At 74.0% G+C, this 13,818-nt stretch carries 14 protein-coding genes; 12 read left to right on the forward strand and 2 right to left on the reverse strand.

The features are described from left to right. Positions 1 to 148 precede the first annotated feature (148 nt). From ACFVSN_RS08505 to ACFVSN_RS08530, 6 genes are read left to right on the forward strand one after another with little or no spacing between them, the layout of a single operon-like run. On the forward strand, positions 149 to 985 hold the full coding sequence (locus tag ACFVSN_RS08505) for a thioesterase domain-containing protein (RefSeq protein WP_387954133.1): 837 nt from the start codon (positions 149 to 151) through the stop codon (positions 983 to 985). Beyond that, positions 973 to 2,604 carry an ABC-F family ATP-binding cassette domain-containing protein gene (locus ACFVSN_RS08510; protein ID WP_387954135.1) on the forward strand — a complete coding sequence of 544 codons (1,632 nt, stop codon included), beginning with the start codon at positions 973 to 975 and terminating at the stop codon, positions 2,602 to 2,604. Before ACFVSN_RS08505 ends, ACFVSN_RS08510 begins: the two co-directional genes overlap by 13 nt. 16 nt (positions 2,605 to 2,620) lie before the next feature. After that, a complete protein-coding gene (locus tag ACFVSN_RS08515) occupies positions 2,621 to 3,163 on the forward strand; it encodes a GNAT family N-acetyltransferase (protein WP_380437026.1) in 543 nt (180 codons plus the stop codon). Further along, complete coding sequence (locus ACFVSN_RS08520; protein WP_387954137.1) at positions 3,160 to 4,800, forward strand: amino acid adenylation domain-containing protein; 1,641 nt, start codon at positions 3,160 to 3,162, stop codon at positions 4,798 to 4,800. Before ACFVSN_RS08515 ends, ACFVSN_RS08520 begins: the two co-directional genes overlap by 4 nt. Before the next feature lie 52 nt (positions 4,801 to 4,852). Further along, positions 4,853 to 5,773, forward strand: coding sequence for an NAD(P)/FAD-dependent oxidoreductase (locus ACFVSN_RS08525; protein ID WP_387954139.1), 921 nt, complete (start codon positions 4,853 to 4,855; stop codon positions 5,771 to 5,773). A gap of 3 nt (positions 5,774 to 5,776) precedes the next feature. Further along, entirely contained in the window at positions 5,777 to 6,085 is a 309-nt protein-coding gene (locus ACFVSN_RS08530) for a phosphopantetheine-binding protein (protein WP_380500646.1), read from the forward strand. A 33-nt stretch (positions 6,086 to 6,118) separates the two neighbouring features. Here the strand turns inward: ACFVSN_RS08530 and ACFVSN_RS08535 are convergent, their stop codons facing one another. Then, complete coding sequence (locus ACFVSN_RS08535) at positions 6,119 to 7,474, reverse strand: MATE family efflux transporter (RefSeq protein ID WP_387954140.1); 1,356 nt, start codon at positions 7,472 to 7,474, stop codon at positions 6,119 to 6,121. Positions 7,475 to 7,573: 99 nt separating this feature from the next. Between ACFVSN_RS08535 and ACFVSN_RS08540 the strand changes: the two genes are divergently transcribed. The 5 genes from ACFVSN_RS08540 (at position 7,574) to ACFVSN_RS08560 (ending at position 11,828) form a co-directional block, all read left to right on the forward strand. Then, positions 7,574 to 8,230 carry a PadR family transcriptional regulator gene (locus tag ACFVSN_RS08540; protein ID WP_387954142.1) on the forward strand — a complete coding sequence of 219 codons (657 nt, stop codon included), beginning with the start codon at positions 7,574 to 7,576 and terminating at the stop codon, positions 8,228 to 8,230. A gap of 224 nt (positions 8,231 to 8,454) precedes the next feature. Then, on the forward strand, positions 8,455 to 9,324 hold the full coding sequence (locus ACFVSN_RS08545) for a class I SAM-dependent methyltransferase (protein WP_387954144.1): 870 nt from the start codon (positions 8,455 to 8,457) through the stop codon (positions 9,322 to 9,324). 253 nt (positions 9,325 to 9,577) lie between these two features. Next, a complete protein-coding gene (locus ACFVSN_RS08550) occupies positions 9,578 to 10,462 on the forward strand; it encodes an oxaloacetate decarboxylase (RefSeq protein WP_380437040.1) in 885 nt (294 codons plus the stop codon). Continuing rightward, positions 10,459 to 10,815, forward strand: coding sequence for a hypothetical protein (locus tag ACFVSN_RS08555; protein ID WP_387954146.1), 357 nt, complete (start codon positions 10,459 to 10,461; stop codon positions 10,813 to 10,815). Before ACFVSN_RS08550 ends, ACFVSN_RS08555 begins: the two co-directional genes overlap by 4 nt. After that, complete coding sequence (locus tag ACFVSN_RS08560; protein WP_387954148.1) at positions 10,812 to 11,828, forward strand: bile acid:sodium symporter family protein; 1,017 nt, start codon at positions 10,812 to 10,814, stop codon at positions 11,826 to 11,828. The genes ACFVSN_RS08555 and ACFVSN_RS08560 overlap by 4 nt, the downstream gene beginning before the upstream one ends. Before the next feature lie 52 nt (positions 11,829 to 11,880). On the opposite strand, the gene ACFVSN_RS08565 is transcribed toward ACFVSN_RS08560, so the two are convergent. Then, positions 11,881 to 12,810, reverse strand: coding sequence for a LysR family transcriptional regulator (locus ACFVSN_RS08565; protein ID WP_387954215.1), 930 nt, complete (start codon positions 12,808 to 12,810; stop codon positions 11,881 to 11,883). Between the two features lie 71 nt (positions 12,811 to 12,881). Here ACFVSN_RS08565 and ACFVSN_RS08570 point away from each other — a divergent pair, with 71 nt between their 5' ends. Further along, complete coding sequence (locus ACFVSN_RS08570; protein WP_380437048.1) at positions 12,882 to 13,790, forward strand: SDR family NAD(P)-dependent oxidoreductase; 909 nt, start codon at positions 12,882 to 12,884, stop codon at positions 13,788 to 13,790. Positions 13,791 to 13,818: the final 28 nt, after the last annotated feature.

Here is a 13,818-nt window from a genome sequence, read left to right on the forward strand (position 1 = left end):
CTTGCGGGGCGCGGAGCCAGGTGGGAGCGGGCCTGCGTCAACCAAGGCCGCGCCCGCGCTCGGCCCGGGGGCAACGGCCGTGCTGGAGTCTCCCGTGACGACGGGCCGGTGTCCGACGCGGCCGGTTCCAGTGGATGGGAATGAACAGATGGCGAGTCAGAATCCCGCAGCACACCCGTCCGGCGACCGGGGGGCGCCGCTCGTCCCGCTCATCGGAGAAGGCGGCCGCGAGCCGGTGTTCTGCGTGCACCCCATCAACGGCGAGGTCGGCTTCATGCTCGACCTCTTCGACATGGCCGACCTCGACCGGCCGGTGTACGGGCTGCGCGCACCCGGCATGGACGGCGAGTGCGCGCCGCTGCGCACCTTCTCCGGACTGGCCGCCCACTACCTGCGCGCGGCGCGGTCGGTGCAGCCCGAAGGGCCGTACTACCTGGCCGGGTACTGCCTCGGCGGCGACATCGCCTACGAGATGGCCGCCCAACTGCGGGCGCGGGGCGAGGACGTCGCGTTCGTGGGCATCCTCGATCCGGCCGTGCGCGACCACTCGGCGCGCGACCACGACGACGACGCGCTGCGGCGGTACCGCCTGGACGACCTGCTGGACGTCTGCCGGGAGTCCGGGCGCGACCCGGGCGGGCTCGACGTTTCCACCGACGCCGGGAAGGAGGAGCTCGTCCGCATCCTGCGCGAGCTCGGACGGATGCGCCCCGGTGACGGCGTGCCCGAGCTCGACTGGCGGGTGGAGGTCTGGGTGGCCAACATGCGCGCCATGCTCGCCTACACCAAGCCGGGGCTCGACGTCACCATCGACGTCTTCGTGAGCGACGCGGACCTGCTGCACGTGGCCCTCGAGTCCGAGGACAGGTTCGCCGCGCCGGCCCGGGTCCACAACTTCTCGGGCGACCACGACTTCCTCTTCGAGTCCCGGCACCTGGCGTCCCTGCTGCACGAGGCGATGGACGGCCGGTCATGGGCCATCTAGCCGCGCACGGGCTCTCCTACACCCTGCCGGACGGCAGGACGCTGTTCTCCGACGTGTCGTTCCGGGTCTCCGGCGGCGACGTCGTCGCGCTGATCGGTGCCAACGGAGCCGGGAAAACGACGGTGCTGCGCATCCTGGCCGGGGATCTCGCCGCCACCAAGGGCGGCATCCAGGTGCAGGGCGGACTCGGCGTGATGCCCCAGTTCATCGGGTCGGTGCGGGACGACAGCACGGTACGGGACCTCCTTCTGGCCGCCGCGCCGGCCGCGCTGCGGCGGGCCGCGGCGCGGCTGGACCGGGCCGAGCCGGCGGACAGCGGGGACGAACGGGCGCAGCTCGCCTACGCCGAGGCGCTGACGGCGTGGGGCGACGCCGGCGGCTACGACCTCGAAGTCCGGTGGGACAAGGCCACGACGACGGCGCTCGGCCTCCCCATCGACCGGGCCGCGGCCCGCGCCGTCACCACACTGTCCGGCGGCGAGCAGAAGCGGCTCGTCCTGGAGGCCCTGCTCCGGGGCCCCGAGCAGGTCCTCGTGCTGGACGAACCCGACAACTACCTCGACGTTCCGGGCAAGCTCTGGCTCGAAGAGCAGCTGGCGCAGACCGACAAGGCCGTGCTGCTGGTGAGCCACGACCGGGAACTGCTCACCGAGGCCGCCACGCACATCGTGACGATGGAGGCCGGGACGGCCTGGACGCACGGCGGCACGTTCGCCACGTGGCACACCGCGCGCGAGGCCCGGTGGGAGCGGATCGCCGAGCTGCACCGGCGGTGGGGCGAGGAGCACCAGAAGCTGAAGGACCTCGTCCGCAGGCTTCAGCAGCAGTCGGCGGTCAGCGACGCCATGACCTCGCGCTACCACGCGGCGCAGACCAGGCTGGAGAAGTTCGAGAAGGCCGGCCCGCCCGCCGAACTGCCCCGGCGGCAGAAGCTGGCGCTGCGGCTGCGGGGCGCCCGCACCGGGGTGCGGGCGATCCACTGCGAACGGCTCGAACTCACCGGCCTGATGAAGCCGTTCGACCTGGAGGTGTCCTTCGGCGAGCGGGTCTGCGTGCTCGGCTCGAACGGCTCGGGGAAGAGCCACTTCCTGCGGCTGCTCGCCGAGTCCGTCCAGGACGCGCCCACATCGGTGGAGCACTCCGGCGACTGCCGGCTCGGCGCGCGGGTGGTACCCGGGCTCTTCGCACAGACCCACCGGCACCCGGCGTGGTCCGGGCGCACCCTCGTGGACGTCCTGGCACGCGGCGAGGACGGGCGCGCCGGCGTCGATCTCCGCACGGCGATGGCGGCGCTGGGCCGCTACGGCCTCGCGGCGGCGGGCGAGCGGAGCTTCGAAACGCTGTCCGGCGGCCAGCAGGCGCGGTTCCAGGTGCTCCTGCTCGAACTCTCGGGCGCGACGCTGCTGCTGCTCGACGAGCCGACGGACAACCTCGACCTCGCGTCGGCCGAGGCGCTCCAGGAGGCGCTGGCCGGGTTCGAGGGAACGGTCGTCGCGGTCACCCACGACCGGTGGTTCGCGAAGTCCTTCGACCGGTTCCTGGTCTTCCGTGCCGACGGCCGCGTGGCCGAGACGGACACACCCGTGTGGGACGAGCGCCGCGTCGTGCGGCAGCGCTGACCTGAGGGAGTATCACATGGACCTGATCACCGTACGCCGCGTGGTGCCGGACGACTGGGAAGTCTGGCGCGCCGTGCGGACCGCCGCGCTGACCTCCGACACGGACGTCTTCGGCCCCTCCCCGGAGGGACTGCAGGAGCTGGGAGAGGAGGAGTGGCGAGACCTGCTGGACGCCGGTCTCGGCATGAAGGCCGTCGCCTTCGCCGGCTCGGAACCGGTGGGACTCGCCGGCGTCCAACTGCTCGACGGGGAACCGGCGGCCGCCGAGGGCCACAGTCTGTGGGTGCGGCCCACGGCGCGCGCACACGGTGTCGCGCGCCTGCTCATCGCGGAGACGGTGGCATGGGCTGCGGAGCAGGGGTGCGAGTCGGTCGGCGCCTGGACGGTCGCGACGAACGACCGGGCCCTGGCGGTGCTGGAGCGCTTCGGGTTCCGGGCCACCGGCCTCCAGCGCCGGCATCCCCGTGACCCGCGGGTCCGGCTCCGGGGCTCCTGCTACCTCATACCGGAGACCCGGCGCTCGCCCGCGCCCGCAGCCGGGAGGGGCGAGGCCGGATGAGCACCACGGCCCGGCCCCACCACCATCCGCTGATCCGCCGCTGGAACGCCACGGACCGGGAGTTCGCGGCCGACGCGGTCCTGCCCGACCTGCTGGACGCGGCCGCCGCCGCGCACCCCGACGCGCCCGCCGTCCGCACGACCGCCGGTGTCGCCCTCACCCACCGCCGGCTCGCGGAGGCGAGCCGGCGCATGGCCCTGGCACTCGCCGGGGCGGGCGTCCGGCCGCGGACCCCCGTCGCGCTGCTCGCCGACCACGTGCCGGAGGCCGTCGTCGCCATGCACGCGACCGTCCGGGCCGGCGCGTTCTACGTCCCGCTCGACCCCAGGTGGCCGGTGCGCCGCACGGCGGACGTCATCGAGTCGATCGGTGCGCGGCACCTCGTCGCGACCGCCGGGCACCTGGCGGACGCCGAACGGCTGCGCCGCGCCGTCGGGCGCGACCTGACGATCACCGTGACGCAGGAGCAGCCGGGACCGGTGCCGACGGACCGCCCGGCCCCGGCGGCTCCGGCCGGGGCGGAGCCCGCAGACCTCGCGTACACGATCTTCACCTCCGGGTCGACGGGGCTGCCGAAGGCGGTCGCGGTCCGCCACTCCAGCGTCGTCAACCTGATCGAGTGGTTCAACCGCCGCAATGGGGTGGGGCCCGACGACATCCTGCTCCAGGTCGCCTCGTTCGGCTTCGACCTGTCCGTCTACGACGTCTTCGGCGCACCGGCGGCCGGGGCCAGCATCCTGCTGCTGACCGCGGAGGAACTGGCCGATCCCGAGCGGATCGCCGCGGCCCTGGTGGCGCACGGCGTGACGCTGTGGAACTCGGCACCCGCACTGTTCACCACGGTGTCGTACTTCCTCGACGAGTCCTCGTACGGCCGGCGCCGGGCGCTGCGCCGCGTCTTCCTCAGCGGCGACTGGATCCCGCTCACCGCGCCCGCGGTCGTCCGGGCCGAGTTCCCGGGCGCGACCCTGGTGGCCCTCGGCGGAGCCACCGAAGCCTGTGTGTGGTCCAACGACTTCGTCGTCCACGAGGTGGATCAGAGCTGGGACAGCATCCCCTACGGCAGGCCGATGCAGAACTCCCGCTACTACGTCCTGCGTGAGGACCTGAACCCGTGCGACATCGGCGAGCCGGGCGAGTTGTTCATCTCCGGCGCCTGCGTCGCGCAGGGCTACATCAACGACCCCGAGCTCAGCGCGCGGCGGTTCCTCCCCGACCCGTGGGACGAGGACGACCGGGGGTGGCGGATGTATCGGACCGGCGACCGCGCGCGCTGGACGTCCCAGGGCTGGATCGAGTTCCTCGGTCGGCTCGATTCCCAGGTGAAGGTCCGGGGTTACCGCATCGAGCTCGGCGAGGTCGAGCAGGCGGCCCGTCACGTTCCCGGTGTCGAGGAGGCGCTGGCCGTCGCCGCGGGAGACCCGCGCGACCCGTTCATCGCGCTCGCGCTGCGGAGCGCCGAAACGCTGGACGCGGCGACCGTCCGCGCCCACCTCGCGCAGCGGCTGCCCCCGTACATGTGCCCCGCCCGGGTCCTGGTCACCGGTTCGCTGCCGCTCGGCAGCACCGGGAAGGTCGACCGTGCCGCGCTGCGGCAGGCCTTCACGGACGGTGCCGGCGCTGCTTTCGAGGGCTGAGCCACGGCCCTCCGCCCCGGAGGGCGAACGAAACGTCAAGCTTGGAGAACCGATGGACGACAGGTTGTACGACGTGGTGATCGTGGGCGCCGGCCCGGCCGGTCTCTCGGCCGCGATCATGCTGGGCCGCGCGAAGCGCAGCGTCCTGGTGCTGTCCCTGCCCGACCGGCGCAACTCCTCCGCGACGACCGTGCACAACGTGCCGTTCGCCGACGGGGCGACACCTGCCGAGGTCTACGCGCGGATGGAGGGCGACGCGCAGGAGTACGGCGTCGGGATCCGGTGGGAAGAGGTCCTCACGGCAAGCACCCGGGACGACCACGTCATCGTCGAGGGCGCCCTCAGCGGGCCGGTCAGGGGAAGGCGGCTGCTGCTGGCCACCGGCCGCGCGGACGAGTTGCCGTCCTGGCTGCCCGACGGGGTCTGGGGCCGGTCGGTCTTCGACTGCCCCTACTGCCACACCCACGAACGGGACGACGGCGCCTACGTCTGTGTGGGGCACAACGCGGAGGCACTCAAACTGGCCGCGCTCACCGTCCAGTACGCGCGCGAGCTGACCGTGGTGGTCTCGGACCCCGCCCTGGCCCGGACCGCCCTCGCCGGCCTGCTCGCCGAACGCGGCGTGACCGTCCTCGTCGACACGGTCGCCCACGCGCGGGTGCTGCCGTCCGACGCGCTCGAACTCAAGACGGCGTCCGGCACCGCGCTGACCGCCGACACGCTGCTGCTCGCCGACGTGGCGCGGGCGCGGCGCCGTCTGCCCGAGGCACTCGGGCTCGACCTGACCGACCAAGGGTTCCCCGAGACCACGCTGTACGGCCTCACCTCCGACCCACTGGTGTACAGCGCGGGCAACGTCGAGGGCTCGCCGTACTTCATGTGGACGGGTGCCGCCGGCAGCGGGATCAACGCCGCACGGATGATCTGCGAGGACCTTGCGTTCACCACCGACCTGACGAAGCGTGGAGGCTGACCGATGACCGATGTCCTGGCGGTCGAGGAGATCCTGGCCGGGCTGTGGGAGCAGGTGCTGGGGAGACGGCCGGACCCCACCAGCAACTTCTTCGACCTGGGCGGGGACTCGATGCGGGCCGCGAAGCTCACGGGCCAGGTGAAGCGCGCCCTCACCAAGAAGGTACGGATGATGCTGATCTTCGAGCAGCGGCGGCTGTCCGACTACGCGCGCGCCGTACACGGCCTCCTGGCCGAGGACGACGGCGCGGTCCGGGACGCGCTGCTCGACGAGGTGCGGGAGGCCTCGGCGCACGACATGCGGCGGAGCTGAGCCCGCGGCACGGTGGGCGCCCGGCGGGTCCGGTCAACGGCCGGTGGCGACGCGAGCATCGTCCGGCTGCTCGATGGGCGACCCGACGGGCGGCCCGGTCGGCTTGGGCCGGGTGAGCGCCACCAGGAGCGCGAGCTGCACGACCGCTCCCACCGTCAGCCCGGCCCACACGCCGTTCACGCCGAGCGGGCCCGACAGCACGGTGGCGGAACCGAGTTGGGCGCCGAGGCCGGCCGTGACGGAGACGACCAGCGCCCGCCCCGCGCCCACGGCCTGGTGCACGCCGCCGACCGCGACGACGAAGGCGTACGGCAGCAGGTAGGGCGCCGCCAGGTGCAGGAAGCCGGCGGACTGCGCGGCCACCGCCGGGTCGTCGGTGAACAGCCCGGTCACCGGTCCGCCGAGCGCCGCGCACAGCACGGCCGCGACCGTTCCCAGGAGGGCGGCGAACCAGCCGGTGGCACGGGCGAATCGACGGAGCTCGGCCTCCTCCCCGGCCCCGGCGAGACGGGCGGCCCCGATCGCGGCGGCCTGGCGCAGCGCGTAGAACGCCATGGTGACGACGAGCAGCACGCGGTAGCCGACGCCGTACCCGGCCACGGCGGCGACGCCGAAGCCCGCGACGAGCGCGAGTTGGGCCGTCCCGACGGCCATCCGGGCGGTGAAGTCGAGGCTGAACGGTGCCCCGGCGCGGACGATCCGCCGCAGCTCCGGGCCGAACTCCGGGCCGGCTCCTCCGGCGGGCCCGCCCGTCCGGCGCTTGGCCAGCAGCCGCAGCGTGAGGGAGAACGCGACCGCCCGGGAGGCGGTGAGCGCGAGCGCGGCGCCCGTCACGCCGAGGCCCGGGACGGGTCCGGCGCCGAGGACGAGCAGCGGGTCGAGCGCGAGGAGCAGCGCGTTGGAGAGCAGCGCGATCCGCATCGGGGTACGGGTGTCGCCGGCGCCCTTGAACAGTTCGTCGGCGACGCGCTGGCCGGAGAACAGCCCGAACGCCGGGAACACGACGGCGAAGTAGCCCGCGGCGAGCCCGGCCGCGGGGCCGTCGAGGAACCCTGCCGCGAGGTGCTCGCGCAGCAGGAAGCCGGGTACGGCGAGCGCGACGGTCACCAGCGCGCAGAGCCGCCACGCCGCGCGCGTGGTGCGGGCGGCCCCGGCGGCGTCCCCGGCCCCGAGGGCGCGCGAGAGCCGCAGGCTCGTACCGGAGGCGACCACGAGAACGAGACCGAGCAGCAGGTTCTCGACGGTGCCCGCGAGGGTGACGGCGGCGACGGCCGCACCGCCGAGCCCGGCCACCCAGTAGGCGCCGATGACGGAGGCCACGACGCCGGACAGGAGTTCGGCGTAGACCGGTCCGGCCAGTGCGGCCAGTCGTGCCAGGTGTGTGCGCATGTTCCCTCTCCCGGCAGCGCCACGGCCGCTCCCTTGAGCCGCCCCCCGTCTGCCTCGAATAGAGATACATCGGATCGAGGCACATCGACAAGAGGTAAAGTGGCGCGCGCACCGGGCGCACTCCGACGAAAGGGCTTCATCGTGCTGACGCTCGCGATCCTGGGGTTCCTCTACGACCAGCCACTGCACGGCTACGAGCTCAAGTCCCGGATCACCGGCCTCACCGGACACGTCCGGCCGGTCAGCGACGGCGCGCTCTACCCCGCCATCACCCGGCTGGAGAAGGCCGGCCTGCTGCACCGCAGGACCGAACCGGGCAGCGGCGCCGTCCCCCGCCAGACGCTGGAGCTGACCGCCGCCGGCCGGGCCGAACTCCGGCGCCGGCTCGGCGACCCGGAGCAGGCGGAGATCACCGACCAGATCCGTTTCTTCGCCCTGGCCGCCTTCCTCCACCACCTGGCCGACCCGGCCAGCCAGGCCGCCGTGCTGCGCCGCAGGCTCGACTTCCTGGAGGCGCCGAGCAGCTTCTTCTACGACGGGCAGGGCCGGCCGGTCACCGCCGAGCGCGAGCCGAACCCGTTCCGCCGGGGCATGCTGCTGGTCGCCCGGGCCTCCGGGGCGGCGGAGCGGGCGTGGCTCGCGGAGACGATCGCGCAGCTGACGGGGGCGGGAGCCGCCGGAGCCGGGGACGCGGGGGGCTCGGGGACTTCGGGAGGCACAGGAGCTTCGGGGGACCCCGGAGCTTCGGGGGCGTAGGCCGCGCTGTCCCGCCCCCCTGCCGAACAGCACAGAAACAGCACCGAAACCGGACCGAACGGGACCGAACGGCAGGGTGGGGAAGCGGAATTACCCCGATCGACACCTGGTCCCACCGGGCCCACCCGTCGCTATGATGATCCGCCTCACGTCCGACGGGCCCGCGGGGCACCGGTGCGGCGTGAACCCGCCACCGGGCCCCGCCCGCTCCCCTGGAGGCCGCCGTGACCACGTGCGAGACCGCTGCCGTCCAATCCGCCCCGCTGCGGCGGGACGACATCCCCGGCTGGTTCTTCAGTCTCGACCGGGCGGCCTTCGGGCACCTGCTCGCCACCCAGAGCGCGGCCGGGGTCACCGGCGACATCCTCGAACTCGGCAGCTACCTCGGCCGCAGCGCGGTCCTGCTCGGCGACCACCTCCGGCCCGGCGAACGACTCACCGTCTGCGACCTGTTCGACTCCGACGCGGGCGACGCCGACAACGCCGCCGAGATGGCGATGTCCTACCGCAGGACCCTCACCCGCAGCGCGTTCGAGGCCAACTACCTCGCCTTCCACGACGCCCTGCCGGAGATCGTCCAGGCCCCCACGTCCGCGCTGGCCGACGGCCGGATCCGGGCGGACAGCTGCCGGTTCGTCCACGTCGACGCCTCGCACCTGTACGAGCACGTCGCCGGGGACATCGCCGTCGCCCGCGCGGCGCTCGCCGCCGACGGCCTCGTCGCCCTCGACGACTACCGCTCCGAGCACACCCCCGGCGTCTCCGCGGCGGTCTGGGAGGCGGTGTTCACGGGCGGGCTCCGGCCGGTGCTGCTGACCCCGATGAAGTTCTACGGGACGTGGGGCGACGCGGCGGCCGTGCGCGAGGTCCTGCTCGGCCGCGACTGGCAGGCCGAGGGCTACACGGTGGACGAGGACACCATCGCCGGGTCGCGCGTCCTGCGGCTCAACTACCAGGTCAAGGCGCCGGTCCAGCGCTCCACGCCGCGCCGGCTCGCCCTGGACCTCCTGCCCCCGGTCGCCACCCGCGCGACCCGGCGCGTGCTCCGGACGCTGCGCGAGCGCCGCGCCGTCCAGCCGGTGCGCGCCGTCTGACGGCCGGACGGGGAAGCGCCCCCACGGGGCCGGACGCAGCGGCGTCCGGCCCCGTTCGCGTGCGCCACCTTACGTGGTCATATTTTCGTATTGGCTGATTCTGCATCACCCACACGAGTGAATCACCTTAAAAGGTTTGCCTAAGGAACGTTAAAGAACACATAGTGAGGGCGCCTCGATTTGGTCTAGGGATAGCCAAGTCCCGGCAAAGTCTCGGGTGAATCGTGAGTGAATCGTGAGTGAGGAGAAGGCCTTGTTCCACGGAATCACGGCGGCTGGATACGGTCAGCGCCTGCGCGAGGACATCGCGCGGACGGGCACCACGCCGCTCATCGGGGTGTACGACATGTACTCGGCGTCGATCGCGGCCGAACACTACGACGGAATGTTCGTCTCCGGATTCGGGTTCGCCGCCTCCTACTACGGCCTGCCCGACATCGGCTTCATCGCCTGGCCGGACATGCTCTCCTTCGTCGAACGGCTGCGCGGTGCCTTCCCGCAGCACCACCTCCTGGTCGACATCGACGACGGCTACGTCGATCCCGAGGTCGCCTGCCACGTCGTGCGCCGGCTCGAACGCACCGGCGCCTCCGGCGTGATCCTGGAGGACCAGAAGCGCCCGCGCCGCTGCGGCCACGCGGACGGCAAGCTCGTCCTGCCGCTCGACGAGTACCTGGAGAAGCTGAACCTCGTCCTGGAGAACCGCACCGACCTCGTGGTCGTCGCCCGCACCGACGCCACGGAGGAGCAGGACATCCTGCGCCGCGCCCGCGCCCTGGCCGAGACGGACGCCGACGTCGTCCTCGTCGACGGGGTGCGCAGCGAGGACTGGATCCGGCGGATCCGCCGCGTGGTCGGCGACAAGCCGCTGCTGTTCAACCAGATCGCGGGCGGCAAGTCGCCCCGGCTGTCGCTGTCGGAGCTCGGCGACCTCGGGGTGGACGTCGCGATCTACAGCACGCCGTGCCTCTTCGCCGCGCACCGGGCGATGGACGAGGCGCTCGCGGGGCTGAAGGTCAACGACGGCCGGCTCCCGGCCGCCCCGGCGAACAGCCGGCCGGTGGGCGTGCAGGAGTCCACCGAGCTGCTGGAGCGGAACATCGCCCGCGCCCGGGGGCTCGTGGAGGTCACGGCGTGACCTCGGGGTCACCCGGTCCGGTCCGCCATCGGGCATCCGCCCGGTGGCGGGCCGGCGCCGCCGGACTCGCCGGGGCGTGCGCGCTGCTCGCGGGCGGTGCGCCGCCCGCGGCGGCGGGCGGGCTGATCACGGTCATCGACAACTCGCACGCCGACTCCTGGGTGGAGGTCGACCGCACGGCCAACGTTCAGCAGGGCGGCGGCTCGGCCGGCAGCGACCACGACGGCGCCGGGGCGGTGGTCGGCGGGGCACTGAAAGGCGGGTCGGTGGTCGGCGGGGCACTGGGAGGCGGGGCGGTGGTCGATGGAGTGGGCGCGCTGGTGGGGCCCGGAACGAAGGAAGGTGATGGATGAGCCTGCAGTGGCTGCGGCGGCGCGGCGTGGATCCCTACATGGCGGCGCTGGCCGGCACCGTCGGGCTCGCCGCCCTGTTCCCGGCGACGGGCACCGCGGCCCGCTCGGCCGCGGTGGCCTGTGACGTCGCGGTGGCGCTGCTCTTCTTCCTGTACGGCGCGCGGCTGTCCACCCGCGAGACCCTGGCCGGGCTGCGCCACGTGCGGCTGCACGGGCTGGTGCTCGCCTGCACCTTCGTCCTGTTCCCGCTGCTCGGGCTGGCCACGGCCGTGCTGACGCCCGTCCCGCTCACCGACCAACTGCGCACCGGCGTGCTGTTCCTGTGCCTGGTGCCGTCGACGGTCCAGTCCTCAGTCGCGCTGACCGGCGCGGCGCGGGGCGACGTCCCGGCGGCGATCTGCGCGGGCACGTACTCCAGCCTGGCCGGGCTGGTGCTGACACCGCTGCTCGCCGCCTGGCTGCTGGGCTCGCACGCCGAGCTCTCGGCCGACGGACTGCTGCGCATCGCGGCCCAGTTGCTCGCGCCCTTCGTGCTCGGGCAGGTGCTGCGGCCGTGGATCGGCGGGTTCCTCGGGCGGCACAAACGGGTGCTGGCGCCCGTCGACCGCGGCTCGATCCTGCTCGTCGTCTACACGGCCTTCAGCGCGGCGACGGCCCAGGGCATCTGGCACCTCGCCACGCCCGGCGCCCTGCTCGGCCTGACCGCGGTGCTGCTCGCCCTGCTCGCCGCCTCGCTGGCCGCCGCCCGGCTCGGCGCCCGCGTCCTGGGGCTCGGCCGCCCGGCCGTCGTCGCGGCCGTGCTGTGCGGCTCGCAGAAGAGCCTGGCCAACGGCCTCCCGATGGCCACGGTGCTGTTCGGCTCCGAGGCCGGGCTGATGGTGCTGCCGCTGATGCTCTACCACCAGCTCCAGTTGGTGGTCGGCACGATCCTGGCGGGCCGGTGGTCCCGCGCCCCGGAGCGGGCACCGACACCCCGTGCCCCGGAGCCGACCACGTCGGCGGCGCGGGGCTGAGCGCCGGGGCGGCACCGCGTGGTACCGCTCCGGTGGCCGGGCCTGCCCGCGCTCACGGCTCCGGGACGGCGCCGGTGCCCAGTGCGGCCGACCGCAGGGCGGCGGCCAGGCGGACGAGGGGCTCGCTCGGGCAGCCGGGGAGGCGGGCCAGCAGGAGGCGCCGCAGTTCCTGCGGCCCGCCGCGAACGGGCAGGACGCGTACCCCCGGCGGCGCGGCGGCGGCCATCGCGGGGGACACGGTGGTCAGGCCGCAGCCCGCGGCCACGAGGTGCAGCTTCGCCAGCCAGTCGCGGGCGGTGTGCACGATCTCCGGTCGTTCGTCCAGGCCCGGCCGCACCCCCATGAGCCGGTCCGCACCGGAGGCCGATCCGGCGATCCACCGCTGCCCGCGCAGGTCGGCAGCGTCGACGTACGCACCGCGCGCCAGCGGGTGGTTCGCCGGCACGGCCAGGCAGAGCGGGCGTTCCGTGAGCGTCTGCACCACCAGCGCCGGCGACTCCGCGTCCGGCGCGCGGAACGGCGGCGCCGACGACAGCAGCGCGAGGTCGATGCTGCCCGCCCGCAGCGCCCGGACCAGTGCCGGGGTGCCGCCCTCACGGCTGACGACGTGCACCCCCGGGTCGCCGCGCCGCAGGGCGGCCAGCGCCTGCGGCACCAGCGTCGTCCCGGCGGTGGCGACCCACCCGAGCCGCACGGTGCCGCCCTCCTCCGGCAGGCCCGACAGCTCCCGGGCGGCCGCGTCGATCTCGTCGAGCACCACCGTCGCCCGGCGCAGGACGAGCCGCCCGGCCGCCGTCAGCCGGACGCCGTCCCGCCGCCGCTCCAGCAGTTCGGCGCCCGCCGCCCGTTCGATCGAGGCCATCTGCCGGGACACCGCCGACTGGGTGTAGCCCAGCAACGCCGCGGCCGCCGTGAAGGTGCCCTGCTCGGCCACCGTGCGGAACACCCGCAGCGCGGTCAGCGACACGTCCGTGAAGTCCATGACGTTCACGCATATCACGTGTGCGATTCTTTCGCTGGCATCATGGTCACGGCCTTCCTACCGTGGCAGGCATGACCGCCGTACGCGTGAACACCACCGCTCCCCGCGTCGCCCTCGTCACCGGCGCCAACCAGGGCCTCGGCCGCGCCCTCGTCGAGGGCCTCGCGGCCCGCCTCACCACCGACGACCTGGTGCTGCTCACCGGGCGCGACGAGGGCCGCGTCACCGAGGCCGCCCGCGAGGTGGCCCGGCGCCCGGACAGCCGCGCCCGGGTGCACGGCCGCGTCCTGGATGTGACCGACACCGAGGCGATCGGCCGGCTCGCCGACGACCTGCACGGCCGCCACGGCGGCGTCGACATCGTGATCTCCAACGCCGTCGCCCGCCTGCTGCCCGGCGAGTCCCAGGCCGAGCGCGCCGACGAGTTCATCGACGTCTCCAACTCCGCCACCCACGCCGTCCTGCGCTCCTTCGGCCCGGTCCTGCGCCCGGGCGGCCGGCTGCTCGTGGTGGCCAGCAGCCTGGGCACCCTCGGTCACCTCGACCCGCGCCTGCGGCACCTGTTCGACGGCGCGAACCTCGACCAGGTCGAGTACGCCGTCGAGTCGTGGCGCGCCGCGGTCCACCACGGCACCGCCGAGGAGAAGGGCTGGCCCCGCTGGCTGAACGTGCCGTCGAAGGTGGCCCAGGTCGCCGCGGTCCGGGCGGTCGCCGCCGAACGACGCACACACGATCTCGCCGCCGGGATCCTGATCGCGGCCGTCTGCCCCGGCATGGTCGACACCGCCACGTCCCGGCCGTGGTTCAGCGACTACGGCCAGGCGCAGTCCCCCGCCGAGGCGGCCCGGGCCGTGCTCGACCTCGTCCTCGCCGAGCCCGTCGACCCGCCCCTGTACGGCGAGCTGATCCGCTTCGGCCGGGCCCTGGACTGGCACGGCGGCACGCCGCCGACCGAGCAGGACCGCCTTCTGACCTCGTGACAATCCACCACCTCGACAGAGGAGTTCA

The sequence above is a fragment of the Kitasatospora sp. NPDC057904 genome, assembly GCF_042887925.1.
Lineage (GTDB): Bacteria > Actinomycetota > Actinomycetes > Streptomycetales > Streptomycetaceae > Kitasatospora.